Source organism: Haloechinothrix halophila YIM 93223 (assembly GCF_000504245.1).
GTDB lineage: Bacteria > Actinomycetota > Actinomycetes > Mycobacteriales > Pseudonocardiaceae > Haloechinothrix_A > Haloechinothrix_A halophila.
The window spans coordinates 5,290,274-5,316,708 of record NZ_KI632509.1; the positions used below are offsets into that span (position 1 = coordinate 5,290,274).

Consider the following 26,435-nt stretch of genomic DNA (forward strand, 5'->3'; position numbering starts at 1 on the left):
TTCGCGCATCGGAAGTTACTCAGCCGCCCGATGCCGGTCCAGGCACCACGAAGCGCAACGGGCAGAACCCGTCATCGGCAACAAATCTTTTATCCGGCATACGTACCTCACCTACGTATTCCTCACGACGTGCGAGGACGACGTGATACGACACCGTGATCACCATGACCAACCTCGTCGCATCTCCTGACGTCCCGAGCGCACGCGCGGGCACCGAGGACGCCGCGCGCACCGGCGAGCAACTGCGCCGAGTGCTGCCTCGCGAGATGGTGCGAGGCTTCCGGCCGCACGCGCGTCGTCTGGCACAGTCCATCATCACCGGCGTCAGACAGTCGGTACCGGAGTACACCGAACCGCTCGACGGCCCATTCGCCGAGGTGCTGATCGCGGCGGCGCAGTCGGTGATCCTGCGCGGCATCGACGCGATCCTGGAACCCAAGACGTCCAGCGACGACTGGACGCCGCTGTTCCGCAGCATCGGCACGATCGAGTGCGGTCAGGGCCGCTCGGTGGACGCGCTGCGAGCCGCCTACCGGGTCGCGGCGTCGGTCACCAAGCAGTACGTGACCAGGTACGCGCGGCACTATGGCGTGGCGACTGAGATGCTGACGTCGTTGAGCGCGATCATCGACGCCCAGTGCGAGCGCCTGTGCGTCCTCGCGGCCGAGGGCCACGCCAACGCGGAGTCGGGGATCTCCGGACAGGCAGCACGCAGGCGGGAGCGCGTGCTGCACCTGCTGCTCGCCGAGCCGGTGCCGGACATCGCCGCCGCCACCGAGGAGGCTCGCACACTCCGCTGGCCGATGCCAGACACGCTCGCCGCCGTGGCGCTGCGCCGCACAGACCACGCCGACACAGCCGACGCGAGCTACGGCGACCTCGGCGAGTCCGTGCTCGCCGACCTGCACGGGCCTCGGCCGTGCCTGCTGGTGGCCGCAGACGACCCGGTGCTCGCCGACCTGCCCCGGCGTCTGCCGGGCTGGCAGGCCGCGATCGGGCCAGCGGCACCGTTGACCGACGTCCGGTCGTCGCTGCACGTCGCGCACCGCGCGCTGGACCTCGCTGAGCGGGGCATGCTGCCCGCGGAACACGTCATCGACTGCGCCGAGCACCGCACCACGCTGATGCTGTTCGCGGACGACCTGCTGATCGACAACCTCGTCGAGCGGCGGCTCGCCCCGCTGGCCCCGCTGACCGAACGGCAGCAGGAACGGCTGCTGGTCACGTTGCAGCAGTGGCTGGCCACGCGCGGGCACGCGGGCGAGATCGCGCAACGACTCGCCATTCACCCGCAAACTGTCCGCTACCGCGTGAACAAACTGCAGCAATTGTTCGGCGAACAATTGACCGATCCGCAATCTCGTTTCGAACTCGCGCTGGCGACCAGGGTGAGGTTGCTTCGGTCTGGCGCCCTTCCCGCGCGGTCCCCGGATTTTGTTGCGGAGTAACGACCTTGCCACCTTCGACTGTTGACGGGCACGAAAAACGACACCCGCCTGGGTATATGCCGGCTTCGGCCGTGTGCTCCAGTTGACCCCCCGAACCGGGCTGCTTACCGTCTGGCGAACGAACTCGTTCACCACAACGAGGCCAGAAATCCACCCACTGATGTCACAACGAGGTGGCAGCCATGGCTCGCGAACAGCGATCCACCGAAATTGCGCCGGACCCGGCCGACAACGTTGTCGCGGGCATCGCGACGTCCCCTGCCATTCCCGCCCCGACCAGATCCGATGGCGAGATCACCTGGCATGACATCACCGCAGCCACCGAGGCACAGGCGCGTGCGACGAGCACGATCGAACGCAGGCGGCAGCGACTGCTCCGACTGCTGCTCACCGAGCAGCCCGCCGCGCGGCAGACGCTGGCCGACCTCGCGCACAGCGCCGACTGGGAGCTGCCGGAGCGCATCGCGGTCATCGCCATCGAGTACCGCGAGGATCAGCACCGGTTTCCCGCCAGCGAGCTTGACCGCGACGTCCTCGCGGACCTGGAGAGCGCGCGGCCTTGTCTCGTCGTCGCCGACCCTGACCCGCACCTCGACGTCCTGCGCGGAGAGTTGCGTGGCCGCACCGCCGCCGTCGGCCCGCTGGTGCCGATCACCGAGGCGCACCGCTCGTTCACCGTCGCGCGCCGCGCGCTCGACCTGGTGCGGCGCGGGCTGCTGCCTGCGTGCGACATCACCGACTGCGAGCAACACCTGTCGACCTTGCTGCTGCACGCCGACGAGTTCCTGCTCGACCAGCTCGTCGAGCACGCACTCCTGCCGCTGGCGGCTCTGACGGCGGAGCAGCGCGATGTGCTGTCGGAGACGCTGCTGGCCTACATGGGCAGCACCGGCGGCGTCACCGAGGTCGCGGAGCGGCTCGGTGTCCACCCACAGACCATCCGCTACCGGCTGGACGAGGCGCACGACCTGTTCGGCCCGCAGCTGGCCGACCCGGACGAACGCCTGATGCTGGAGTTGGCACTGCGGGCCGACCGGGTCGTGCGAGCCTGACCGCGAAGCGCAGGACGGCCAGCACGGGCCCGGCCGCCGGGTGCGTGCCTAGCCTGCCGCGACGAAGCCGAGGCCCTTGCCGGACTCCGAGGTCAACGTAAGCCGGTTCGCCTCGATCTCAACCCGCGGCGAGTTTTCCAACACGGCGAGCACGGACCGCTCGATCCGGTCGCGCGGCTGACCGCAGCTCTTGCGGGTCGTGACGATCTGGCTGAAGGTGAGCTGGTCGCCGTCGCGCTCATACCGCGCGCTCAGCTCGTTGCAGCCCGCGTTGCCGCGCACGCTGCCGTCCTCGCTGAACCGCAGGTGCGCCTTCATCTCACCCGGTGCGCTGGATGCGGCCGCGCCCTCGATGATGGTGTCGAGCTGCCAGCGAGTACCCCGGAGGGACTGGTCCGGCTCGGCGACCTGCCGCTCCACCAGCGTGATCGTGGTGTCGCCGCTGGTCAGCACCAGCTTGTCGCCGTCGCGCTGCCAGCTCGGGCCGCTGGTGAAGAACTCGGCCAGCCAGTCGTCCTGCCGCATCAGCGGCTTGGCGCAGCCCATCTCGGTGCCGCCCATGCCTTCGACGACGAGCCTGCCATCGTCGAGCCGCGCGTCGCCGAACAGTGTGTTGCAGCCCGCGTTGATGGTCACCTCGCCCTCGGCGAAGGTCAGCCGGATCCGGGTGTCTGCGACCAGCGGCCGTTGCTCCCCCGCCTCGGTGACCTCGGTCGACAGAAACTCCTGGCCAACCGGCAGCCGGTCGGGAGCCTCCGATGGCTCCGCGCCGCCCTGGCTGCCGCAACCGCCGATCGCGGCGGTCACGGCGGCCAGCAACGTCATGCTCAGAAACGCCCTCATGCTGCCAGGACGGAACGGCGACGCGCGGGGTTGCCTGTCACGGCCGGACTCAACCATTCAGTGCCTCACACGCCGGCGGGCTCGCTCCGCGCTCCTTGCCACGCGTGCCGGACTCACCCCTTCTTCGCCGCCTTAGCCGCGCGCTTGAACTCGCGCACCTCGCGCAGCGTGTCCGGGTCGATGACGTCGGCGATGCTGCGGCGCGCACCGTCGTCGCCGTAGGCCCCAGCGGCCTCGCGCCAGCCGTCCGGGGTGACGCCGAGCTGTTTGCCGAGCAGCGCGAGGAAGATGCGCGCCTTCTGGTCGCCGTAGCCGGGCAGCGCCTTGAGCCTGCGCAGTACGGTCTTGCCGTCCGGGTCGCCGTCGGTCCACAGTGCGGCGGCGTCGCCGTCGTAGTGCTCGACGATGTACTGACACAACGCCTGGATGCGCTTGGCCATCGAGCCGGGGAAGCGGTGCACGGCAGGCGTCTGCGCGCACAGCGCGGCGAACTCCTCAGGGTCGGCCTCGGCGATGGACCGCGCGTCGAATCGGCCGAACCGGTCCTCGATCTTCTTCGGACCGGCGAAGGCGACCTCCATCGCGACCTGCTGGTCCAAGAGCATGCCGGTGAGCAAGGCCAATGGATCGCGAGACAGCAGTTCGTCCGCGGCCTCATCTTGAGTCAGGGTCAGCTTGGGGCTCATGCCATGCAGCATCTCACGATCGGCGTGGCATGCCGCTCGCACGACCAGGTGGCGCGATAGGTTCGTCGGCGTGCCAACCCCCGTCGTGATCGTCACCGGCTTCCTCGGCTCGGGCAAGACGACGCTGCTCAACCACCTGCTGCACAACGACGACGCCGTCCGAATCGGCGTCATCGTCAACGACTTCGGCAGCGTCAACATCGACGCGATGCTGGTCGCCGGGCAGGTGGACGCCATGGTCTCGCTGGACAACGGCTGCCTGTGCTGCGCCGTGGACGCCAGCGGCATGGACGCCATGCTGACCAAGCTCACCCAGCCGGACAGCGACATCGACGTCATCGTGATCGAGGCGAGCGGGCTTGCCGAGCCGCGTGACCTGCTGCGGCTGGTGCTGGCCAGCGAGGAGGCCGACATCTCCCCCGGCGGCCTGGTCGAGGTCGTCGACGCGGCGGAGTTCGAGGCGACCCGTGCGGAGTATCCGCAGCTCGACCAGCACCTCGCTGTGGCGGACCTCGTGGTGCTGAACAAGATCGACCGGGTGGACGCCGCGGTGCGGGATCGGCTCGTCGACACCGTCCGAGGGCTCAGCGACGGCGCGCCGGTGGTGCCAACCGCGCACGGGCGGATCGACCCGCAGCTGCTGTTCGATCCGCCAGAGCAGCCCCGCCCCGACGACGGTCAGCTCAGCTTCGACGAACTGCTCCGCGAGGACGGCCACGACGACGGCTGCTCGGAGCATCTGCACGCCGCGTTCGAGAGCGTGGAGTTCCGCACCGAGGAGCCACTCGATCCCCGGCAACTGATGGCGCTGCTGTCCAACCGGCCGGGCGGGGTGTACCGGATGAAGGGTTGCGTGCACTTCGGTGTGCCCGGGCATGGACAGAAGTTCTGGCTGCACGTCGTCGGCGGATTCATCCAGGTGAGCCGCGACGATTGGCAGCGCGACGAGCAGCCTCACACCCAGCTCGTCGTCATCGGCGCATCGGTCGACGCGTCCGAGGTGCTGGCACGGCTCCGGGCCTGCGAGGCCGGCGGATCCTGCGCACTCGACGAGCAGAGCATGCTGGGTGTCCTCCGCTATCTGGACGCGTGACTGGCATGGGCGTCACGCCGCCGACGGTGGGGTGTCGTGAAGGAGCCCTGCGCGACACCCGGACGGCAACCAGCCCGCCAGCAGCCACTCGCCGAGTGGCGTCAGGTCAAGCAGCGCCCACGGACGGTCGTCGGTGACGCGAGCTCTCAGGTAACCACCGTGCAGCAGGTCCGCCAGCGCGTCGGCCACCCGCGCGGGCACCTCCGCGCCGTACCGCCGCAGCTCACCGGTGGCGATATCCATGCTGACGTCGCCACGCGCGACCTCGCGCAGTGCGAGAAACAGGTAATGATCGAACAACGGCTGGTCCATCACACATCACCTCGAAAGTCTGTGACCAGCCTGAACGACGTCGGGGGCGCGCGAAGCCGCAAATATACGTATCCGTGCACGTAGATCGAGACGACTTGGGCGGCGTCACAGTCGCGGGGTGCCACCACCGCCGCATGGTTACCCTGAGACCCACCTTGAGACGAACCGCGTGAGGAGCAGCTGTGACCGAGTCGTTCAGTACCGCCGATCTCGTCGACGAGTACGGCCCGTCGCTGCGGGTCTGCGACACCCAGTTCCGCCAGTTCGGCAAGCTCACCGCGTTCTCCGGACGGGTGCGCACTGTCCAGTGTCACCAGGACAACGGTCTGGTCAAGCAGTTGCTCAACAGCCATGGCGACGGCTGCGTGCTCGTCGTGGACGGCGACGGCTCGCTGCACACCGCGCTTACCGGCGACCTGATCGCCAAGGCCGCCGTGGACAACGGCTGGGCGGGGCTGGTGCTCAACGGCGCGGTCCGCGACAGCGCCACGCTCGCGACACTGCCGATCGGAATCAAGGCACTTGGCACCAACCCCCGCAAGAGCGCCAAGGACGCCGAGGGCATCGTCGACGAACCGGTCAGCTTCGGCGGGGTCACGTTCCACCCCGGCGACATGCTCTATTCGGATGAGGACGGCATTGTGCTGCTGGCTAGCGGTGGTTCCTCCGAGTGATCACGCGAGCACGATCGGTTGATGCGCAATTGTGAGGTGTAACACCGCGCTTGGCTGCATGACATAACGGGTAGACGGTAGATGTCAGCGGACTACCGGGAAGCTACAGCCGAGAAGCACGCGCGGAGAGCACCCATGAGCACGATCCACGAGCAGCCAGCCGCCCACACCGACAGCGCGATCGCGCCCGCACCACGCCCGCCGGGCCGCGACGAGTTCCGTACGGACCAGTCGGACGTGCCGTTCGGCATCCCGACCCCGCGCGACGACGAGGACTTCGAACCCACCATCATCCGCGGCCGGGAGTAGCACGCGGAACCACTCGGGAGGGTCGTGTCCCCTGCTCCGGACGCCGTGTCCCCCGTTCTCGACGTCGTATTCCTCACTCCGCGGCGGCGTATGCCTTGATCGCGACGGGCGCTGACGTACCGTTGGCATGATCGTGTCCCGAGCCTTGTGAGGACCCATGAGCGAGCGCGTCAGCACCGAGATCCGTGGCTCCATCGCCTACGTGACGATGACCCGTGGCGAGAAGTACAACGGCCTTGACCTGGAGATGTTCCACGCGCTGGTGGCGGCGGCGAAGCGCATCAAGCGCGACCGCGACGTCCGCGCCGTGATCCTGCAGGGCGAGGGCCCCGCGTTCTGCTCCGGCCTCGACTTCGGCTCCGCGGGCAAGCATCCGGTCAAGTTCGCGTTGAACTTCCTGCGCGTGCCCGGTCGCAAGACCAACCTCTACCAGGAGGTCTGCTGGGCGTGGCGTGAGCTGCCGGTGCCGGTGATCGTCGTGATCCACGGCCGCTGCTACGGCGGCGGGCTGCAACTCGCGCTCGGCGCTGACTTCCGGTTCACCACACCGGACTGCGAATTCTCGATCATGGAGGCCCGCTGGGGCCTCGTTCCCGACATGACCGGTTCAGTCACTCTCCGCGAACTCGTGGGCATGGACGTCGCCATGCGCCTCACCATGACAGGTGAGACCTTCAGCGGCGAGCGCGCCGCCGAACTCGGCCTGGCGACCGAGGTCAGCGATGACCCGCTCAAGGCGGCCGAGGCCTTCGCGGAGGAGCTGACCGCACGCTCCCCAGACGCCATCGCGGCAACGAAGGCCCTGTTCCAACGCACCCGGCACCTCTCGCCGCGCGCCGCGTTCCGCATCGAAAGCCGCTGGCAACGCAGGCTGTTGCGGAGCAAGAACCACAAGATCGCGCGCGCGGCGGGCAAGGCGAAGGAGATCCCGCGGTACGTGCGCAGAACGGTGCGCTAGTACTCACCGACATACCGCAGCGGCACCGTACGCCCGATCGGGCGAGAACCTCCCGATCGCGGGCCGACGTCAGTTCGGTCTCACTAGTTGCCCTCGGGCTGCCGTTCGATCACTATTCGAACGGAGACGAAGTTCGGGGAAGGTGGCACACGATGAGTAACGACGCACGGCGAACGCTGACCGAGCGCGTAACCGGAAACCTCCCCGAGGGGATCGCCGCACTCAGCGAGGACGACAAGCAGTTCCTCGCCGACGCGCTCGGCAACGCGAAGCGGGCGCAGCGCGCCGAACTGGCCGCCGCGACCGAGGAAAGCCTTGGCTACGTGCCCAAACTGCTGCGCCGTCCTGTCCGCAAGGCGGTGGGCCTGTGACCGCCACCGAACGTCCGGAGATCCAGCGCATCGCACGGCTGCTGCGGCTGCGAACCGATCAGCTCGGCTTCCTCACCGACGTCGACGACGCCGACCTGATCGCGTTCCGCGGCCAGCTGACCAGCACGCTGTTCGACGCCAACGCTGGCGTGCTGACCCGGCTCGGCTCTGCCGCGAAGCTACTGCCGTCGCCAGTACTCGCCAAAATCGCCGAGCGCGTGTTCGGGCCGCTGCTCTGTGCCCGCGTCGCGGGCGTGATCGACCCGTCGAAGGCGAGCGAGGTCGCGGCGAAGCTGCCGATCGACTTCCTCACCGACGTCGCCGTCGAGCTGGACCCGCGCCAAGTCGATCAGGTCGTCCGCACCCTGCCTGACGACATGATCGCCGACGTCGCCCGCACGCTCGGGCAACGCGAGGACTGGATCACGCTTGGCCAGTTCGTCGGATTCCTCGACGAGAGCCACCTCACCGCGGCCGTCGACGCCCTCGACGACACGCAGTTGCTGCGCACCGCCTACACCGTCGACGACGTCGCCGCCATCCCCGGTGTGATCGACGTCGTGAGCACCACGCGGCTGTCCGCGCTGTTTACCGCCGCCGCGCGGGAGGACCTCTTCGACGCGCTACTGCGGCTGGCAACCCACCTGCGCGACGACCAACTCGGCCCGCTCGCCGACGCGATCATGGCGGCACGGCGCGGCACACTCAACCGGCTGGTCGCTGCGGCCGCGACCTGCGGGCGCTGGAACGCGCTGCTACCGATGGCCGTCGCGCTGCCCGCCGACGCCAAAGCGGGGATCGCGGAATCGGTCCGCGAACTCGCGCCCGAGGTGCGCGCGGACATCGCCGCGCACGCGACGTCCCTCGGGGTGCGCGACGACCTCGGACCGATCGCGGACGCCCTGGCCGAGCAGGCGGCCTGACTGACACCTCGGCCAGCGGCAGTCGCCGACGCTCCAGAGTTGAGCGCGCCAGGCAACAGGGGCGCTCAGCACTCCCGCGCGCCGTTGCGCCAGACCGCGCAGGTCAGCGGCACCCCTGGCCGGTAGGCCAGGTGTGTGACCGAGGGAGCGTCGAGCACGTGCAGGTCGGCGCGAGCGCCGGGCCGCAGCACGCCGACCGCGCCGTCGCCGGTGTCCGCGCGCAGCGCCTTCGCCCCGCCGCGCGTCGCGGCCCATACCGCCTCCTCCACCGACAGCCCCTGCTGCAGCACGGCCGTGGCCACACAGAACGCCATCGACGTCGTATAAGAGCTGCCGGGATTGGCGTTGCTGGCCAGAGCGACGACCGCGCCCGCGTCCAGCAGCCTGCGCGCGGGCGCGAGCGGCTGCCGGGTGGACAGGTCGCAGGCGGGCAGCAGCGTGGCGACGGTGCCCCCAGCCGCAGAGCCGTCTCGCCAGCTCCCGGCAAGCGCGTCGACGTCGTTGTCACTCAGATAGGTGCAGTGATCGACGCTGGCCGCGCCGTGCCGCACCGCCAGCTCGACACCCGGTCCCTCACACAGTTGGTTGCCGTGCACCCGCAGCCCGAGCCCACGTTCGGCCGCCGCGCGCAGCACCCGTTCGGACTGCGTGGCGTCGAACGCGCCCTTCTCGCAAAAGACGTCGACCCAGCGCACCACCGGAGCGACAGCGACGAGCATGGGCCCGGTGACGGTGGCGAGGTAGTCCTCGGCATCGGCGCCGGGGGGCACGATGTGCGCGCCGAGGAACGTCACCTCGTCGACGTGCTTGGCCGCGATCCGCGCGCACCGGGACTCGTCGTCAACGGTGAGCCCGTAGCCGGTCTTGGTCTCCAGGTACGTCGTGCCCTGTGAGACCGCCTCGCGGACCAGCCTGCGCACCGTCTTCGTCAGCTCCGCGTCAGTAGCCGCCCGGGTGGCGTCAACCGTGTGGGCGATGCCGCCCGCCGAGTAGGCCTGTCCCGCCATGCGCGCCTCAAACTCGGCGGTGCGGTCACCCGCGAAGACAAGGTGGGTGTGCGAGTCGACCCAGCCTGGCAACGCCGCCCGCCCGCCGACGTCGACTCGCGCGTCGGTCGGCTCGGCACGCGCTGCCGGGCCCACCCAGCGGATCCGCTCATCCTCGATGATCACGGCGGCGTCGTGCAGCCTGCCCAGCTCATCGTCGTTGGTGGTGAGTTCACCAATACCGGTGATGAGGGTCGCCGTCACCGCAGCAGCTCCTTGATCTCGGCGGCGAGCTCCACTGCCGGGTTCGCCGCGTGCTTGTGCCTCCCGTCGCGCACCAGCCAGCGCCCGGCAACCATGACATCACGAACATCACTCGCGAAAGCGCTTAACGCGATCCCGGCTGGCTCGCTGCCCGCGGTGCGGGGCGTGTCGGTGGCGATGCGCACCAGGTCAGCCTGCGCACCAGGCGCGATGCTGCCGACGTCTTCCCAGCCCAGCGCGCTGTGACGAGTGCCTGCCGCGAGCAATTCCGCTGGCGAGAACACACCACGCGACTGAGTGGCGAGCCGTTCGTGCATCTCGACACCACGCATCTCCTCGAATGGGTCGATGACAGCGTGCGAGTCGGTGCCGATGCTCAGCGACGCTCCGGCGTTCGCGAGCCTGCGACCCGGCCCGATGCCGTCGCCGAGATCGCGTTCCGTCGTGGGACACAGGCAGACGCCAGCACGCGCCGCGCCGAGCAGCCCGATGTCATCACCACTCGGATGCGTGACATGTACGCCAACGAAGTCCGACGTCACCGCGCCCGCCTCGGCCAGCAGCTGGGTGGGCGTGCGGTGGTGCACCGCGAGGCAGTCGTCATGCTCGCTGGTCTGCTCCGACACGTGTGCGTGCAGCGGCGCGCCATTGGCCTTCGCCCACGCAACCGGCACAGCGAGTTGCTCGACTGGTACCGCCCGCACCGAGTGAATGGCGGCGCCGACCCGCACCAGCGGCGAACCAGGCCGGAACGCCGACAGTCGCTCCGCCCAGGCGTCGGCGTCGCCGTCGCTGTAACGCTGCTGCACACCCCTGGTCGGCGCACCGTCCACACCGGATGCCAGGTAGCAGGTGTCAAGCAGCGTGAGCCGGATGCCTGCGTCGCCCGCGGCGGCGACCAGCGAGTGCGACAACGCGTTTGGGTCCGAATAGGATTTTCCGCCCGGACCGTGGTGCAGGTAATGGAACTCGCCCACACTGGTGAAACCCGCGAGCACCATCTCGGTGAACACCAGCCGCGCCAGCCGGTAGTACGACACCGGGTCCAGCCGCTGCGCCACCGCGTACATCCGCTCACGCCAGGTGAAGAACGTCCCGCCGCCGGCATGAGTGCGGCCGCGCAGCGCCCGGTGAAAGGCGTGCGAGTGGGCGTTGGCGAAGCCGGGCGCGACGAGTCCGGCCAGGACGGTGCCCTTGCGCGGCGCGTCCGGCACGACATCGGTGATGCTGTCACCGTCGACGGTGACAGCCACCGCATCCGCGGGGCCGTCCGGGAGCAGGGCGTGTTCACACCAGTACGTGGTCATGCGGCCTCCGTCTCGCGCACGGCACGCCGCGCCAACGCCTTGGCGTCGACCAGCATGGCGCCCAATGATTCGGACCTGCAAGCAGTCCTCGGGTCTGATGATTCGGACCTGCAAGCAGTCCTCATGCCGCCAGCTCCCGGAGCACATCGGCCAGCGCCTCGACACCAGCCTCGCAGTCATCGTTCTCCGCATGTTCCGCCGGAGAGTGTGAGATGCCGGTTGGGTTGCGGACGTAGAGCATCCCGGTGGGCACGTGCGCGGCAAGCACGCCAGCATCGTGGCCGGCGCCGGTCGGCAGCAACGGCGGCTCCCTCAGCGTCGCCAGCAGCCGGTCGCGCAGGTGCGGGTCGAACGACACAGGTCCCGACCAGGACTCCTCGGTGACCTCGACCTGACACCCCTCGTCGTGTGCCGCGGCACGCGCGGCTTCGGTGATCGCGGCGACGGCCTCCCTGGTCGCATCGGTCGCGGTCGCCCGACTGTCCAACCAGAGGTCCACGCGCATGGGGATCACGTTGGTACCGCCGGGCACGGGCACCAGCCTGCCGACGGTGGCGCGGGTGTCGCGGGGGCCGTGGCCAGCAGCCGCACGTGCGGCGAGCACCGTACGTGAGGCGGGGATCATCGGGTCGTTGCGGTCGGCGACGGCAGCGGTTCCGGCGTGATCGCCGCGCCCGGTGAAGCTGAACCGCCACCGGCCGTGCGGATCGATGCCGGTACCCACCGCGACCGGCGAGCCCGCGTCGATCAGTCCCCTGCCCTGCTCGACGTGCAGCTCGACGAACGTCCCGATCCGGGCGAGCGCGGCGTCGTCCTGCCCGAAGTGCGCCGGATCGAAGCCCGCTTTGGTGGCGGCGTCCGCGAGCGTGGTGCCGTCGCCGTCAGTGAGCCGCAGCGCCCGCTCCGGCGGGATCGCGCCGGTCAGCAGCCGCGAGCCGAGGCAGGGCACACCGAACCGGCCACCCTCCTCCTCAGCGAACACGACGACCGCGATCGGCCTGCGCGGCTGAAACCCCTCCCTGCGCAGCCGCGCCACCGCCACCAGAGCGGACGCGACACCGAGCGGGCCGTCGAACGCGCCACCGCCGGGCACGGAGTCCACGTGGCTGCCGGTGACGACCGCACCGTCCGCCGGGGTTCCCCACCACGCCCAGAGGTTGCCGTTGCGGTCCACATCGACGTCCAGCCCGACGCCTTCAGCCGCCGTCGTGAACCACTCCCGGAGTTCTCGCTCGGCGGAGTCGAACAGATGCCGCGAATAGCCGCCTCGAGTGCGATCCATGCCGATCGTCGAGATCTCCGCCATGCGGTGAACGACGCTCTCCCCGTGTCCGGCCTCGGTCACGGCTGCGTCCCCTCCGGGATGCGCACGCCGCGCTCGTCCGCGACCTGGCGGGCCTCGTCGTAGCCCGCGTCGACATGGCGGATGACGCCCATGCCCGGATCGTTGGTGAGCACCCGCTCCAGCTTCTGGGCGGCCAGCTCGGTGCCGTCCGCGACGCACACCTGCCCGGCGTGGATCGAGCGGCCCATGCCGACACCACCGCCGTGGTGGATCGACACCCAGCTCGCCCCGGACGCCGTGTTGACCAGTGCGTTCAGCAGCGGCCAGTCCGCGATCGCGTCGGAGCCGTCCGCCATCGCCTCGGTCTCCCGGTACGGCGATGCCACCGACCCGCAATCCAGGTGATCGCGGCCGATCACGACAGGGGCGGACAACTCGCCGCTGGCGACCATCTCGTTGAACCGCAGGCCAGCCAGGTGCCGCTCGCCGTAGCCGAGCCAACAGATCCGCGCGGGAAGCCCCTGGTAGGACACCCGCTCCCCCGCCATCCGGATCCAGCGCGCCAACCGCTCGTTGTCGCCGAACAATTCCAGCACCGCCCGGTCGGTGGCGGCGATGTCAGCCGGGTCGCCGGACAGTGCCGCCCACCGGAACGGACCCTTGCCTTCGCAGAACAGTGGCCGGATGTAGGCGGGCACGAAGCCCGGGTAGTCGAACGCCCGGTCGTACCCACCAAGCTGTGCCTCGCCGCGCAGCGAGTTGCCGTAGTCGAACACCTCGGCGCCCGCGTCCAGGAATCCGACCATGGCCTCGACGTGTGCGGCCATCGACTCCCGCGCCCGCTCGGTGAACTCCTCCGGCTTGGCTGCGGCGTAGTCCTGCCAGTCCTCGACGGCGACCCCGCTCGGCAGGTACGAGAGCGGGTCGTGCGCCGAGGTCTGGTCGGTGACGATGTCGACGTCGACGCCCCGGCGCAGCAGCTCGGGCAGCACGTCGGCGGCGTTGCCGACCAGCCCGACGGACAGCGGCGTCCGGTCGCGCTTGGCCTCGGTGACCCTTCGGATGGCGTCGTCGATGTCGCTGGCGACGACGTCGAGATATCGCGTCTCGACGCGGCGGGCGGCCCGGCTGGGGTCGCACTCGATCACCAGCGCGACGCCGTCGTTCATGGTGACGGCCAGCGGCTGCGCGCCGCCCATCCCGCCAAGGCCAGCGGTGACGGTAAGGGTGCCTGCCAGCGACCCGCCGCTGGGCTCATGCCCGTCGCGCTGACGCGACCTGGCGAGTTTCTCCGCGACGGCGGCGAACGTCTCGTAGGTGCCCTGCAGGATGCCCTGCGTTCCGATGTAGATCCAGGAGCCCGCCGTCATCTGGCCGTACATGGTCAGCCCAAGCTCGTCGAGCCGCCGGAACTCCGGCCACGTGGCCCAGTCGGGCACCAGGTTCGAGTTGGCGAGCAGCACGCGGGGTGCCCACTCGTGGGTGCGCAGCACTCCGACGGGCTTGCCCGACTGCACCAGCAGCGTTTCGTCCACGCCGAGCGTGCTGAGTTCCCTTGTCAGCGCGTCGAAGCTAGCCCAGTTGCGGGCTGCCTTGCCGGTGCCGCCGTAGACGACGAGGTCTTCCGGCCGCTCCGCGACCTCGGGGTCGAGGTTGTTGTGCAGCATCCGCAGCGCGGCCTCGGCCTGCCAGTTGCCTGCGGTGAGGGCGCTGCCCCGCGCCGCTCGAATCGTCCTGCTCATGGGGTGTCCTCCTGGGGGTTTCCGGCTGTGGATTGCGGGTGCACCTCTCGCACCAGCGCCGACAGCGCGGGCGAGCGGACAAGGTCTTCGGCCTCGGCGATCTCCGGGGCGAGGTGGCGGTCGGGCCCTGGCCCCGCTACTCGCTCCCGCAGCAGCGCCACCGCGCGGGCCGTCGCGGGCGCGGGGGTCAGCGGGGCGCGCAGGTCGAGCGCGCGTGCCGCCGTCAGGTACTCGACCGCGAGCACGGTGGTCAGGCCGTTGACGGCGCGGCGCAGCTTGCGCGCGGCCGACCAGCCCATCGATACGTGGTCCTCCTGCATCGCGGAGCTGGGGATGGAGTCGACCGACGCGGGGTTGGCTAGCCGTTTCAGCTCCGAGACAACACCCGCCTGGGTGTACTGCGCGATCATGTGCCCGGAATCGACACCGGGGTCATCGGCGAGGAACGGCGGCAGCCCGTGCGAGCGGGCGACGTCGAGCAACCGGTCGGTGCGGCGTTCGGCCATGCTCGCGACGTCGGCGAGCGGGATCGCGAGGAAGTCCAGCACATACGCGATCGGCGCACCGTGGAAGTTGCCGTTGGACTCCACTCGGCCGTCGGCCAGCACCACCGGGTTATCGATGGCCGACGCCAGCTCGCGCTGCGCGACCGTGCGCACGTAGGCGAGGGTGTCGCGGGCGGCACCGTGCACCTGCGGCGCGCAGCGCAACGAGTAGGCGTCCTGCACTCGGTGGCAGTCGGGGCCACGGTGGCTCGCCACGATATCCGAACCGTCGAGCAGCGCGAACAGGTTCGCCGCCGACGTCGCCTGGCCAGGGTGGGGCCGCAGCGCTTGCAGGTCGGCCGCGAACACCCGGTCGGTGCCCAGCGAGGCCTCAACGCTCATCGCGGCGGTCAGGTCGGCGACGTCGAGCAGCCGCGCGAGGTCGACGATGGCCAGCGCGAGCATGCCGAGCATCCCGTCGGTGCCGTTGGTGAGCGCGAGCCCTTCCTTCTCGGCGAGCACGACCGGCTCGATCCCGGCGGCGACCAGCGCGTCGGCGGCTGGCATGACCTCGCCTGCCGCGTCGTAGACGTCGCCCTCACCCATCAGCGCGAGCGCGACGGCGGCGAGTGGGGCGAGATCACCGGAACAGCCGAGCGAGCCGTACTCCGGCACCACCGGCACGATGCCCGCGTTGAGCAACGACGCGAGCGTGTGGGCGGTCTCCGCCCGCGCTCCGGTGTGCCCGGTCGCGAGGGTGCTCAACCGCAGCAGCATCAGCGCGCGTACGACCTCGCGCTCCACCGGATCGCCCGCGCCAGCGGCGTGCGAGCGGATCAGGGACTGCTGCAATCGAGCGCGGTTGTCCGGCGGGATATGCCGGACCGCGAGCGCGCCGAAGCCAGTCGAGACGCCGTACGAGGGTTTCGGGTCGGCCGCGAGCGCGTCGACGTGGCCGCGTGCGGTCTCGATGCGGGTGATCGCGTCATCGGTGAGCGCGACCTGGGCGTTGGACCTGGCAACGCTGGCGACCTGCTCGATGGTCAGCGGGCCAGGTCCGATCAGCAAGGTGTCGCTGTTCATGACGCCATTGCACAGCGCATCGCCGCGTCGTTCACCCCGAGAAAGGGGCAAACTGTCTGGCATCTCAGACAGGACGGCGATGGCCCGGCCTGGGAGGCGCTTGGTCGCTCTGACCGTTGGTGTTCTAGGACGGACGCGTGCGGTCAGTTCGCCCTATTGAATGAACAGCTGTGTGGCCCTATCTCCGCGCGAGTTCGGGCTCCAGCCCCAGCATGTCGAGTAGCTCCTTGCATTCGTCGGCGTTGGACGAGTGGCCTGCCACCGTGATGGCCGCTTTGCCCGCCTGTTCATCGCGGCGCTCGCGCTCGGCCGCCCGCGCCTCGGCCGACCAGCCTTGCTCTTCATCAGAACTTGAATGCCTTGCCCACGTCATGTGTAGCTCTCCCTCCGGCTGGCTGCGGTCGACGGTCGACCACCTTCCGGAATGTGAGCATCATGACACCCACTCAGGTTAGTGCGGCGCCCAGGGGTGCCACTGGCGTCACCTCGCCACCGTTTCTAACGCAGTGTTTGCCCTGGAAGGCAGCTTAGTCACGCTGCGTGACCAAATGGTCGGATGGGGTTCAGTCGGCGTGCTGCGGGGAGCTGGAGTTGGCGCTTCCCTGGCCATGCTCGTCCGATTGACCGCGTTCATGCGATTGACCGCGTTCGTCTGGCTGGTTGCCGCGCTGCTCCGATGCGCCACGGTCCTCTGACGCGCTGCCACGGTCTTCTGACGCGCTGCCACGGTCTTCTGACGCGCTGCCACGGTCGTCCGCGTTGCCCTGGCCCTCGGAGTTGCCGTCACCTTCAGGCGCCTGGCTGCCTTGCCCGGACTCGTGACCGCCGGACTCCTCACCGCCATGGCCGTCCTCCGCGCCGCCTTGCGCGGAGCCGCCCTCAGCGCCCCCTGAACCGCCGTTGTCCTGGCTGCCGCTGTCCGCATCGCCATGGCCGCGCTGCGCGTCCTCAGCGTCATCGTGGCCCCCGCGCGACCCCGTATTCTCCGACTGGTCCCGCGACCCGCCGTCGTCCTCAGTGCCACCGGTGTCGTGCTGCCGGTCCCCGGATGTTGTCCGCGGCGCCCGCTCCTCGTGCCCGGAGCCCGCACCGCCAGCGGCGTCGTCCTGGTCGACCGTAGGCCATTGAGACGACGTCCTGTCGGCGGCGACGTCGTCCGAGAGCCAGGTCATCGCTGGCACCCTGCGCTCGGCATCGTCCGAGGTCGCGGACCGCTGCGTGCTCGTCCGAACGAACGGCGTCCCGCCATCGGACCCGGACGTCCTGTCCTCACCACCAAGCGCGACGCCGCCGTCGCTGGAACCATCGTGCTGCGCGGCGCCATCGCCATCCCCGAGATCCGGCGACGTCGACAGCGCCGGAGCGAACCCGATGATGCCGGTCGCGGCAGCGCCGCAGAGCGCGACAACACCAGCGGCCGTCGCCGCGACCCTGCCCCGTTTGCGCGGCTGTTCACTGGGGCCAACGCCTTCCCGGCGCAGCAACTCAGCGACCGAGATCATCCGCTCAGCATCGCCCATGGCAACGAGATACCTTCCACACGACGTCGATTCCCCCGCCCCGCAGGTGTCTATCACCCGATCGGCGTTGCTGGAACGTGCTCGCAAGGCATGTCACACAGATATCGCAATCTGGTGACGATTTTGCTCACATCGTTACCTCGCTGCGTGTGCGGTCAAGCTCGAACAGTGACGGTCGCGGACCACGTCGTCGCCGGTCAGCGTGGCGCGTACTACTCAGCTGTCGGCTCGCCCTTAGAGCCGCAAATGTGCCGGTTCGTGTGTGACGCTCTCGATGTCATCAGCGGTGACGTCGAGCAGCCGGTGCGCCAAATCGGACAGCGCCCGCGAGGCCGCGAGTTCGTCACCGATCTTGGGGACGTTGACGTCCTCAGGATTCAGCCGCGCGAGGCCGACGCCGACGAGGTTGTCCGTACCCGAGGCATGCAGCCGAGCACGGGCACGGGTGCGCGACTCGTGTTCGTCGATGGTGATCTCGACCGTCCAGTGCTTCTCGTGCATGATGACCTCCTCGTTCGCTGTGTCCCGCTGGTTCCACTGTGCGCCTGAACGGCGCGACCGGCCAGAGCAAGAGGTCCTTTCGGGGTGCTCGACGTTCGAGGAGGTGGTGGTCGAGGCACGCAACCCTGGGAGCGCGAAATTTCCACAGCACACAACAAAAAAGGCGAGCACTCCGGGTGAGTGCTCGCCTTTCCTGCGTGGAGGTGCCGGGAATCGAACCCGGGTCCTCTGTCGCCTCAACAGGGCTTCTCCGTGCGCAGTTCGCTGTGTCTCTACTTGGCCCCACCGGTCACGCGAACAAGCCGATGTGACGGGCCCAGCCGCTGTTCGATGTCCCGCCGAGGTCCGCGGCCGACCTCGGCGGTAAGTCCTCCTAGCTGATGCCGGTTACTGGGCCGGAGGCGCTCCCAGACCGACAGACTCGCGCTCGCTTAGGCAGCGAGGGCGAAGTCGCGCTGACTATTCGTCTTGGCGCTTATAAAGTGCGACGACGCTTAACGGTGGTCTCTCGCCTGCACCGGCACGCTTCCCCTGAATCAACGTCCAGAGTCGAAACCGTTCACCCCCTAGCTAGCGGGTTCACTGCATCCAGGATAACGCCTCGGGCAACCGGGTTTGTTCCCGCACGCGATCAGCTGTCCTCCCACCGGAACACCCGCGACGCCACGAACCCGATCACCACCGTGAACCCGATGAGGATCGCGGCGGGCAGCAGGATGGCGTCGATGCCCTGATCACGGACAAGCACCGCACTCATACCTTCGTTCAGATGCCGCATCGGGAACGCAAGAGACAGCGTCTGCAGCCACTGCGGCACCTGGTCGATCGGGAAGAACGCCCCGGACAGGAATGCCATCGGCAGCACGATCAGGTTCGCGGCGCCGGTGGCGGCTTCCTCGCTCTTGGCGAACGCTCCGACCAGCATCCCGACCGCGAAGAACGACAGCGTGCCGAGGAGCAACAGCGGGATCGCCAGCCACCACGACCCGCTCAATCGGAGGCCGAACACCGGCAACATCGCGACACCGACGAACACCGCGCCCTGCAGCACCGCGATGCCCAGCGACACCGTGACTCTGGCACCGAGGATCGTCATCGGCCGTACCGGCGCGAGGCGAAGCCGGCGGAGCACCTGGTTCTTGCGCCACATCACCAGCGTCAGCGCGGCGCCGAACACCGCGGACATCGACACCGCCCAGGCCAGCAGTCCCGGCGTGAGGAACTGGATCGGGCGCAGCGACTCATCCTCCACCCGCGCCGCGTCCAGCGAGAACTGGGGCGGCTGACCGGTGGCCCGCACGTTGGCGTCGCTCACGACGCCGCGCACCAGCCCAACAACGGTTCCGGCCTGCGTCCGGTCGCTCGCGGCGAACCGCAGCCTGATGTCGTCGCCGCGCTGCGCGACATATGCGGGCAGGTCACCCGCTTTCACCTGCTGTTCCGCCTCGTCCGCGCTGGCGACGTCCACCAGTTCGACGGCGTCGGAGCGCTCCAGCGCGGTGAGCACCGGCCCCTGGCCCACCGCGCCGAGCTTGAGCTGCGACGACCCGCCGTCACCGAATAGCAGACCCAAGATGACCAGGAACATCAGCGGGAACAGGATGGTGAAGAACATCGCCGCTTTGTCCCGGACGAAGCCCTTGAACGCGGCGCGGGACAGGCTGACGAACGGGTGCGCGGCGACCGGACGTGACCTCTCGGTGGCCTCGTCGCGCTGGCGCTCATCGACGGCGGTCATGCCCGATACTCCCTTCCCGTCAGCTCGAGGAAGACGTCTTCCAGCGTCGCCGTGCGCACCTGCAGCCCGCTCAGCGCACCCCGTTCCGCCAACGCGGCGAGCACTGGCGCTGGCGTGCGGGTGGCGATGGTCAACGACGCCTCGTCCTCGACGACGTCGTCCACCCCTGGCAGCGCGCGTGCCTCCGCGACAGCGAAGCCGTCGCGTTCCAGGACGACGTGAGTGGCCGAATCGAGGTCGCGAACCAGCGCCGCCGGGGTGTCCAGCGCGAGAATCTGGCCGTGGTCCATGATCGCCACCCGGTCGCACAGCGCCTCGGCCTCGTCCAGGTAATGCGTGGTGTAGACGATGGTCTTGCCGCGCCCCTTGATCTCGGCCAACACATCCCACAGATTGCGGCGCGACTGCGGATCGAGGCCCGCCGTCGGCTCGTCGAGGAACACGATGTCCGGGTCGTGCACCAACGCGCACGCGATCGACAGCCGTTGCCGCTGCCCACCGGAGAGCTGGTTCTCCCTGGTGTCGGCCTTGTCCCGCAGGCCGACGAGGTCGAGCATCTCCGTCGCCCGGTCGCCGCCGACGCCGTACAGCGCGCCAAACGTCTCGAGTTGCTCGCGCGCACTGAGCTTCTCGAAGAACGCCGACGCCTGGAGTTGCACCCCGATCCTCGGCAGCACCGCGACGTTGCGCGGCCACGGCGACGTGCCCAGCAGCCGCACCGACCCCGCGTCTGGCTCGCGCAGGCCTTCCGCGATCTCCAGCGTCGTCGTTTTGCCCGCGCCGTTCGGACCGAGAATCCCGAAGAACTCCCCCTGCCGCACGGAGAACGACACCCCCGCGACGGCCTTCACGTCGCCATAGCTCATGTGGATGTCATCGACATCGAGCGCGGCGTCCCCTGTTGGTCCCATATGCCCGATCCTGTCGCACTGGCACCACATGTGCACCCAGTTTCGTGAATTTTGCTCGCAGACGCGGACGCGGCGAAGTTGATCAGCTTACCCTGCGCTATTACCAAAAGAACCGGACAAATCGGTCACACAATGGTCACAGCGTGGGGTAAGTTGATCGACTTCGCCGTGCGGGGCGCGCCCACGGCGGCGAAGTCGTCCTTCGCCGCGCCCAGCCGGGCGCTACCGCACCCCAAGCAGCCGCGCCGGGGCGTCGTGCAGCACCGCGCGGAGGAAGGCGTCCCCGAGGCGGTCGTCAGCGGCGGCCCAGGAGGCGATCGCGCGGAGTTGGGTCGCGTACTCGTACGGAATGTTCGGGAAGTCCGTGCCGAGCAGCACGCGGTCGGCGACGTCGGCCAGCCGGGCCGGCCAGTCGGGCGGCAACGGGCTCATCGCCTCGCTGAACGGCGTCCCGACCATCGTGGTGTCGATGTACGTCCTGGGATATCGCGCCACCAGCTCCAGTGCGGCGTCGAACTCCGGCATCCCCGCATGCGCCAGCACCGCGGTCAGTCGGGGATGCCGGGCGAGCACCTTCTCGAAGACGTCCAGCCCGGTGTAGTCGCCGGGGACTGGACCGTGGCCGCAGTGCACCACCACCGGCACCCCGGCCTCGGCGAGCAGACCCCACGCCGGGTCGAGCAGGTCGTCGCGTGGGTCGAACGCGCCAACCTGTATGTGCGACTTGAAGCAACGCGCGCCGGAGTCCAGCGCGGACGCGACGATATCCGCCACACCTGGCTCCGGGTAGAGCGTCGCTGTCGGCACCGCCTCGGGCACCCGCGCGCCGAAGTCCAGTGCCCAGGACGTCAGCCACTCCGCCATGCCCGGCTTGTGCGGATACACCAGCGGCGCGTAGGTCAGCACGCCCAGCGAGCGCAGCACCTCGATCCGCTCGTCCTCCGGCAGCCGGTAGGCGACCGGCCACTTGACGCCGTAGTGCCGGGACGCGTCGTCGAAATACGCCCAGACCTTGCGCATCACCCGGTCAGGCAGGAAGTGCACATGGATGTCGACCAGTCCTGGCAGCCCTAGCGAGCGCACCCAGCCAGGTACGTCGGCATCCGTCGCGGGACCAGTTACGGGGCTGGTCACAAGCAGCTCAGACCTTGCCCTTCGCCGCGCGGCCCACCGCGCGCAGGATCTCGCGCTGAGCGTCACGCTTGGCGATGTCACGGCGCTTGTCGTGGATGCGCTTACCCTTCGCCAGCGCCACCTCGACCTTGACCTTGCCGTCGGAGAAGTACAGCGACAGCGGGATCAGGGACAGCCCAGCTTCCTTGGTCTTGCCGATGAGCTTCTCGATCTCCTGCTTGTGCAGCAGCAGCTTGCGGCGTCGCCGTGGCTCGTGATTGGTCCAGGTGCCCATCTCGTACTCGGGGATGTGCAACCCGCGCAGCCACACCTCGCCGCCCTCGACGTACGCGAACGCGTCGGCGAGCGACGCCCTGCCAGCGCGCAGGCTTTTGACCTCGGTGCCGACCAGCACGATCCCCGCCTCGTAGGTGTCCACGATCGAGTAGTCGTGCCGCGCCCTGCGGTTGGTGACGATCACCTTGCGGCCACGTTCCTTGGACATGTCACCCACTTTACGGGCCAGCGCACACCGGTTTTTGGTCAGTGCCTGACGTAGAGCCGCAGCGTCACGTAGCCGACCAGTGAGGAGATCAGCATCGCCGTGAGCAGCAGAATCGGCGAGATCACGAAGGCGGTGTAGAACGTGCCGGGGAACCGCACGACGTTCTCCAACTGATTCGCGAAGCCGGACGGGAGCAGGACCTGCATACTCAGTAGCCCGGTGATCGCGAGCACCGCGCCAATGGCGCCAGCGACCATCGCTTCCAGCAGGAAGGGCAGCTGCGTATACCAGCGCGTCGCGCCGACCAACCGCATGATGCCAACCTCGGTGCGCCGGGTGTACGCCGAAATCTGAATCATATTCGCGATCAACAGCAACGCGGCGAGCAGCAGCACCAGCGACCCGACGAAGGTGACGTTGCGCAGCACCCGCAGCGAATCGACCAGCCGGTCCACCGTCTCCCCGCCGTCGTGGATCAGCGACACCCCTTGCCGCTCAGCGAAGCCCTTCACGATCGCGGCGGACTGTTCTGGCGATTTCAGCCGTACCTGCAGTGAGGCGGGGATAGCTTCCGGCGACGCCAGTTCGAGCATGGTCGGCTCGTTCTTGAACGCCTTCTTGAACACCTCATACGCCTCGTCCTGGTCCCGATAGACGACGGTGTCGACAGCGGGATTGAGCTCGAGGTCCTGCTTCAGCGACGCACACGGCTGCTGTGTGCAGCTCACGTCCTTCTTGCTGATCTCGTCCGTCAAGAACACCGCCACCTCAAGCTCGTCGAGGTAGTTGTCCTTGGTGAGATCCACCGCCTTGACCACCATCAGCCCGATCCCGAACATAACGAGGGAAATCGCGGTGGTCAGGATCATCGCGACGGTCATGGTGACGTTCCGACGCAGGCCGGTCGAGACCTCACTGAACACGAAGCTGGCGCGCATCTGACGAACTGTCCTTGAGTCGGGGTCGGGGGTTGGGTGGCGGGGTTAGCTCTGCCGGTCGGGATCAGTGATCGTAGCCGTACACACCTCGGGCGTCGTCGCGAATCACTCTGCCGAAGTCGAGCTCGACCACCCTTCTACGCATCGAGTCGACGATCGACTGGTCGTGGGTCGCCATCAGCACCGTCGTGCCCGTCCGGTTGATGCGTTCGAGCAGCAGCATGATGTCTTGGCTGGTATCGGGGTCGAGGTTCCCCGTCGGCTCGTCCGCGAGCAGCATCAGCGGCCGGTTGACGAACGCGCGCGCGATCGCGACACGCTGCTGCTCACCACCGGAGAGCTCCCTCGGCATCCTGTCGGCCTTACCGTCAAGACCAACCAGCTCAAGCACCTCGGGCACGACCTTGCGGATGGTGTGCGCCGGCTTGCCGATCACCTCGAGCGCGAACGCGACGTTCTCGAACACCGTCTTGTTGGTGAGCAGGCGGAAGTCCTGGAAGACGCAGCCAATTGTCTGCCGCAGCCGCGGCACCCGCCTGCGCGGCAGCTTCGCGACGTCGTAGTTGGAGACGTACAGCTTGCCCTTGGTGGGCACCTCTTCGCGCAGCAACAGCCGCAGGAACGTCGACTTGCCCGACCCGGACGGACCGATGACGAACACGAACTCGCCCTTGCCGACGTCGACGGAGACGTTTTCAAGCGCGGGCCGGGTCGAGGTCTTGTAGAGCTTGGTCACGTTCTCTAGCCGGATCACATCGCGGAGCCTACCTCGCTGGGATGTGAAGACGCGGTTGCGTCCAGTGCTCGGTGGCGGTACTCACCCCGCACTCACTCCACGGTGGCGCTCAGCCGATGTGCTCGCTCGCGGCGATCTGCTGCTCCTTGCGCCAGCGGATGCCTGCTTCGAGGAAGCCATCGATGTCGCCATCGAGCACCGGCGTCGGGTTACCGACCTCGTGCTCGGTACGCAGGTCTTTGACCATCTGGTACGGGTGCAGCACATAGGAGCGCATCTGGTTGCCCCAGCTCGACCCGCTGTCCTTGAGCGCGTTCAGCTCCGCGCGGTCTTCCTCTTGCTTACGCGCCAGCAGCTTGGCCTGCAGCACCTTCATAGCGGCGATCTTGTTCTGCAGCTGCGACTTCTCGTTCTGACAGGAGACGACGACGCCGGTGGGCACGTGGGTCAGCCGGACGGCGGAGTCGGTGGTGTTGACGCTCTGCCCGCCAGGCCCCGACGAGCGGAAGACGTCGACCCGGATGTCCTTCTCCGGGATGTCGATGTGGTCGACTTCCTCCACCTCGGGGAGCACCTCGACGTGCGCGAACGACGTCTGGCGCCGGTTCTGGTTGTCGAACGGCGAGATACGCACCAGGCGGTGGGTGCCCTGCTCGACCGAGAGCGTGCCGTAGGCATAGGCCGCGCTGACCTTGAACGTCGCCGACTTGATGCCCGCTTCTTCCGCGTAGGAGATGTCGTAGACCTCGACCGGGTAGTCATGCCGCTCAGCCCAGCGCAGATACATCCGCAGCAGCATCTCCGCCCAGTCCGCGGCATCGACGCCACCTGCCTCGGAACGGATGGTGACGACGGCATTACGGTCGTCGTACTCCCCGGCCAGCAGCGTGCGCACTTCGAGCGCGGCAAGCTCGGATGCGAGCTGGGCGCGCTCGTTATCGGCCTCCACCTTGAGGTCGTCGGATTCCTCCTCGGCGGCAAGCTGGTACATCACAGCGAGGTCATCCAGGCGTTGCCGCAGCTCAGAAACCCTGCGCAACTCGCCCTGCCGGTAGGACAGCCTGCTCGTCACCTGCTGCGCGGCGGCAGGGTCGTCCCACAGGTTGGGGCTCGCAGCCTCCTCCTCGAGCGAAGCGACCTCAGCACGCAGCGCTTCGAGGTCCATCACCGACTCGACCTGGGCCAGCGTGGCAGTTAGGTCCTTGAGCTCTGCTTCGACGTCCGCACTCACAACAGTCAAGGTTACCCGCCGAGGGCGGGCGCTATGTCCCTGGCGTGTCGCTGACCGCTCAGCTCCCGGCGATGGTGTCGATGAACTTCAGGGCAGCCTTGACATGGGACTGCCAGAAGGTCGCGATCGCCGTGTCGGCTGGGTTGTCCGCAGCACGCACGGCCGCCTTGGCCTCGGTGAGTTCCTCGTTGTAGCGCTCGCGCGCTTCGCCGATCAGGTTGTCGCGCTGCTTGGCAGTCAGCTTATCCGCATTGACCACCCGCAACAGCAGCGTGCTGCGGATGTGGTCCGGCCCGGCATCGGTGGTCGCCCAGCGCTTGAACTCCTTCTTGCCTGCCGCCGTGATGATGTACTGCTGGCTGGCACGCGGACCCTGCTTTCCGAGGCGGACGAGGCCACGCTCGGCCAGTGCGGGCAACTCGCGGTACACCTGGCTACGGGTGACGCTGAAAAACGCACCGTAGATCTCGCCAGCGGCCGCGACGAGCTGGCCGCCGGTGGCGGGCCCGTCGTGCAGCAAGCCAAGCAGCGCTGCGGAGGTCGCATTCAGCTCAGTCACACTTCCACGGTGCCATTACCAGCCAATTCTGTCCACTGTGGTCACCTGATCTGTCCACAGTGGCGATCTCTACCCGCCGCTCGCAGCCGGGTGGCGCAGGTCAGCCGCTGCCGCGTCGGCCGCGCGCTGCCCCGGGACGTGGGGGCGATAGCCCGCCGCGACCTGCCGCCGTTCCCGCAAGAGGTGATACAGCGCGACGGCGAAGATCACCGACCCGACGACGTTGGCGACGAAGTGCCACCAGATCCGGTACGTCCACAGGCCAGGACCAGGGTCTAGCAGGCCAAACCACGTCGACAGCCCGATCGCCTGGCTCGCGCCGAGCGCCACCGACAACGTCAGAACCAGGTGCTCGATGCCGTGGATGCCCTGCATCAGCACGCCCATCCTGCCCCACTTACGCGCCTTCGTGGCCAACGCGCGACGAGTGATGAGCACGACGCCGACCAGCCCAGCGAGGAAGATGAAGTTCCCGGTCAGATGCAGGATCTCCATGCCGAGCGACGGCGTGTCCGGCGCGACCTGGCCGAGACCGCTTGCCAGGCCAGTGCCGAGCGGCGTCATCCACGCCTTCTCGTTCGGATGAGCCACCCAATACGCCACCTGGGCGATGTGCTCTTGGATATGGCCGAGTTGCCCGATGATGCCGAGCCCGATGACAGCCACCGAGAGGCGGTACCCCCACGGCCGCACCGGTCCCCGATTGGCGTAGGCAAGCACGCCGACCGCCGCCCACATCGCGACGGCCCACAGCACCAGTCCCGCCGCTCCCGCAGACTCCAACGCGGATGCCGTCGTCATGCCCATGCGCGGTCCCTCACACTTCCGGTCGCGTGCCGGTTCGCACGAGCCCCGAGTTAGC

28 protein-coding genes and 1 other RNA gene are annotated in these 26,435 nt (G+C 68.6%); 8 read left to right on the forward strand and 21 right to left on the reverse strand.

The annotated features are described in order from the left end of the window. Positions 1–164 precede the first annotated feature (164 nt). Complete coding sequence (locus AMYHA_RS24220; RefSeq protein ID WP_157362380.1) at positions 165–1,448, forward strand: PucR family transcriptional regulator; 1,284 nt, start codon at positions 165–167, stop codon at positions 1,446–1,448. A 182-nt stretch (positions 1,449–1,630) separates the two neighbouring features. Continuing rightward, positions 1,631–2,500, forward strand: a complete 870-nt coding sequence (locus tag AMYHA_RS24225; protein ID WP_051400257.1) for a helix-turn-helix domain-containing protein — start codon at positions 1,631–1,633, stop codon at positions 2,498–2,500. A 48-nt stretch (positions 2,501–2,548) separates the two neighbouring features. Here the strand turns inward: AMYHA_RS24225 and AMYHA_RS24230 are convergent, their stop codons facing one another. Both AMYHA_RS24230 and AMYHA_RS24235 read right to left on the reverse strand, forming a co-directional pair. Then, on the reverse strand, positions 2,549–3,343 hold the full coding sequence (locus tag AMYHA_RS24230) for an META domain-containing protein (RefSeq protein WP_034278683.1): 795 nt from the start codon (positions 3,341–3,343) through the stop codon (positions 2,549–2,551). A 113-nt stretch (positions 3,344–3,456) separates the two neighbouring features. Beyond that, a complete protein-coding gene (locus AMYHA_RS24235) occupies positions 3,457–4,029 on the reverse strand; it encodes an HhH-GPD-type base excision DNA repair protein (protein ID WP_034278685.1) in 573 nt (190 codons plus the stop codon). A gap of 70 nt (positions 4,030–4,099) precedes the next feature. Here AMYHA_RS24235 and AMYHA_RS24240 point away from each other — a divergent pair, with 70 nt between their 5' ends. Continuing rightward, positions 4,100–5,122 carry a CobW family GTP-binding protein gene (locus tag AMYHA_RS24240; RefSeq protein ID WP_034274848.1) on the forward strand — a complete coding sequence of 341 codons (1,023 nt, stop codon included), beginning with the start codon at positions 4,100–4,102 and terminating at the stop codon, positions 5,120–5,122. A gap of 12 nt (positions 5,123–5,134) precedes the next feature. Here AMYHA_RS24240 and AMYHA_RS24245 read toward each other — a convergent pair whose 3' ends face one another. Next, a complete protein-coding gene (locus AMYHA_RS24245) occupies positions 5,135–5,434 on the reverse strand; it encodes a hypothetical protein (RefSeq protein WP_034274851.1) in 300 nt (99 codons plus the stop codon). 182 nt (positions 5,435–5,616) lie between these two features. Between AMYHA_RS24245 and rraA the strand changes: the two genes are divergently transcribed. From rraA to AMYHA_RS26100, 5 genes are all read left to right on the forward strand, one after another. Beyond that, positions 5,617–6,108 (forward strand): ribonuclease E activity regulator RraA, encoded by a 492-nt coding sequence (rraA, locus tag AMYHA_RS24250; protein WP_034274854.1) that lies wholly within the window; start codon positions 5,617–5,619, stop codon positions 6,106–6,108. A gap of 135 nt (positions 6,109–6,243) precedes the next feature. Continuing rightward, a complete protein-coding gene (locus AMYHA_RS27285; RefSeq protein WP_157362382.1) occupies positions 6,244–6,417 on the forward strand; it encodes a hypothetical protein in 174 nt (57 codons plus the stop codon). 157 nt (positions 6,418–6,574) lie between these two features. Then, the gene (locus AMYHA_RS24255; RefSeq protein WP_034274856.1) at positions 6,575–7,375 is read left to right on the forward strand and encodes a crotonase/enoyl-CoA hydratase family protein; all 801 of its coding nucleotides are present in this window, start codon (positions 6,575–6,577) and stop codon (positions 7,373–7,375) included. A 152-nt stretch (positions 7,376–7,527) separates the two neighbouring features. Further along, positions 7,528–7,746, forward strand: coding sequence for a hypothetical protein (locus tag AMYHA_RS24260; RefSeq protein ID WP_034274858.1), 219 nt, complete (start codon positions 7,528–7,530; stop codon positions 7,744–7,746). Continuing rightward, complete coding sequence (locus AMYHA_RS26100) at positions 7,743–8,669, forward strand: hypothetical protein (RefSeq protein ID WP_051400259.1); 927 nt, start codon at positions 7,743–7,745, stop codon at positions 8,667–8,669. Before AMYHA_RS24260 ends, AMYHA_RS26100 begins: the two co-directional genes overlap by 4 nt. A 65-nt stretch (positions 8,670–8,734) precedes the next feature. Here the strand turns inward: AMYHA_RS26100 and hutI are convergent, their stop codons facing one another. The 18 genes from hutI to AMYHA_RS24350 form a co-directional block, all read right to left on the reverse strand. Beyond that, positions 8,735–9,919, reverse strand: coding sequence for an imidazolonepropionase (gene hutI, locus AMYHA_RS24270; RefSeq protein ID WP_034274860.1), 1,185 nt, complete (start codon positions 9,917–9,919; stop codon positions 8,735–8,737). After that, a complete protein-coding gene (locus AMYHA_RS24275) occupies positions 9,916–11,226 on the reverse strand; it encodes a formimidoylglutamate deiminase (protein ID WP_034274862.1) in 1,311 nt (436 codons plus the stop codon). Before AMYHA_RS24275 ends, hutI begins: the two co-directional genes overlap by 4 nt. Positions 11,227–11,347: 121 nt before the next feature. Then, positions 11,348–12,532 carry an allantoate amidohydrolase gene (locus tag AMYHA_RS24280; protein WP_034278689.1) on the reverse strand — a complete coding sequence of 395 codons (1,185 nt, stop codon included), beginning with the start codon at positions 12,530–12,532 and terminating at the stop codon, positions 11,348–11,350. Positions 12,533–12,567: 35 nt separating this feature from the next. Then, positions 12,568–14,253 carry a urocanate hydratase gene (gene hutU, locus AMYHA_RS24285; protein ID WP_034274864.1) on the reverse strand — a complete coding sequence of 562 codons (1,686 nt, stop codon included), beginning with the start codon at positions 14,251–14,253 and terminating at the stop codon, positions 12,568–12,570. Next, positions 14,250–15,821 carry a histidine ammonia-lyase gene (hutH, locus tag AMYHA_RS24290; RefSeq protein ID WP_034274866.1) on the reverse strand — a complete coding sequence of 524 codons (1,572 nt, stop codon included), beginning with the start codon at positions 15,819–15,821 and terminating at the stop codon, positions 14,250–14,252. The genes hutU and hutH overlap by 4 nt, the downstream gene beginning before the upstream one ends. A 178-nt stretch (positions 15,822–15,999) precedes the next feature. Then, a complete protein-coding gene (locus AMYHA_RS24295; protein ID WP_034274869.1) occupies positions 16,000–16,194 on the reverse strand; it encodes a hypothetical protein in 195 nt (64 codons plus the stop codon). Between the two features lie 190 nt (positions 16,195–16,384). Further along, on the reverse strand, positions 16,385–17,341 hold the full coding sequence (locus AMYHA_RS24300) for a hypothetical protein (protein WP_034274872.1): 957 nt from the start codon (positions 17,339–17,341) through the stop codon (positions 16,385–16,387). A gap of 234 nt (positions 17,342–17,575) precedes the next feature. Next, complete coding sequence (locus AMYHA_RS24305; RefSeq protein ID WP_034274874.1) at positions 17,576–17,842, reverse strand: DUF1876 domain-containing protein; 267 nt, start codon at positions 17,840–17,842, stop codon at positions 17,576–17,578. A gap of 195 nt (positions 17,843–18,037) precedes the next feature. Further along, positions 18,038–18,409: a transfer-messenger RNA gene (ssrA, locus tag AMYHA_RS26665) on the reverse strand. Positions 18,410–18,473: 64 nt separating this feature from the next. Further along, positions 18,474–19,580 carry an ABC transporter permease gene (locus AMYHA_RS24310; protein ID WP_034274876.1) on the reverse strand — a complete coding sequence of 369 codons (1,107 nt, stop codon included), beginning with the start codon at positions 19,578–19,580 and terminating at the stop codon, positions 18,474–18,476. Beyond that, complete coding sequence (locus tag AMYHA_RS24315) at positions 19,577–20,491, reverse strand: ABC transporter ATP-binding protein (RefSeq protein WP_034274878.1); 915 nt, start codon at positions 20,489–20,491, stop codon at positions 19,577–19,579. Before AMYHA_RS24315 ends, AMYHA_RS24310 begins: the two co-directional genes overlap by 4 nt. Positions 20,492–20,713: 222 nt before the next feature. Next, positions 20,714–21,625 carry an amidohydrolase family protein gene (locus AMYHA_RS24320; RefSeq protein ID WP_034274880.1) on the reverse strand — a complete coding sequence of 304 codons (912 nt, stop codon included), beginning with the start codon at positions 21,623–21,625 and terminating at the stop codon, positions 20,714–20,716. A gap of 7 nt (positions 21,626–21,632) precedes the next feature. After that, the gene (gene smpB, locus AMYHA_RS24325) at positions 21,633–22,109 is read right to left on the reverse strand and encodes an SsrA-binding protein SmpB (protein ID WP_034278691.1); all 477 of its coding nucleotides are present in this window, start codon (positions 22,107–22,109) and stop codon (positions 21,633–21,635) included. A 38-nt stretch (positions 22,110–22,147) separates the two neighbouring features. Next, a complete protein-coding gene (ftsX, locus tag AMYHA_RS24330; RefSeq protein ID WP_034274882.1) occupies positions 22,148–23,047 on the reverse strand; it encodes a permease-like cell division protein FtsX in 900 nt (299 codons plus the stop codon). Between the two features lie 64 nt (positions 23,048–23,111). Further along, on the reverse strand, positions 23,112–23,801 hold the full coding sequence (ftsE, locus tag AMYHA_RS24335) for a cell division ATP-binding protein FtsE (protein ID WP_034274884.1): 690 nt from the start codon (positions 23,799–23,801) through the stop codon (positions 23,112–23,114). A gap of 91 nt (positions 23,802–23,892) precedes the next feature. Continuing rightward, the gene (prfB, locus tag AMYHA_RS24340; RefSeq protein WP_034274885.1) at positions 23,893–25,014 is read right to left on the reverse strand and encodes a peptide chain release factor 2; all 1,122 of its coding nucleotides are present in this window, start codon (positions 25,012–25,014) and stop codon (positions 23,893–23,895) included. A 58-nt stretch (positions 25,015–25,072) separates the two neighbouring features. Further along, complete coding sequence (locus AMYHA_RS24345) at positions 25,073–25,573, reverse strand: PadR family transcriptional regulator (protein ID WP_034274887.1); 501 nt, start codon at positions 25,571–25,573, stop codon at positions 25,073–25,075. 69 nt (positions 25,574–25,642) lie between these two features. Next, on the reverse strand, positions 25,643–26,374 hold the full coding sequence (locus AMYHA_RS24350; protein WP_157362386.1) for a DUF6008 family protein: 732 nt from the start codon (positions 26,372–26,374) through the stop codon (positions 25,643–25,645). Positions 26,375–26,435 lie beyond the last annotated feature (61 nt).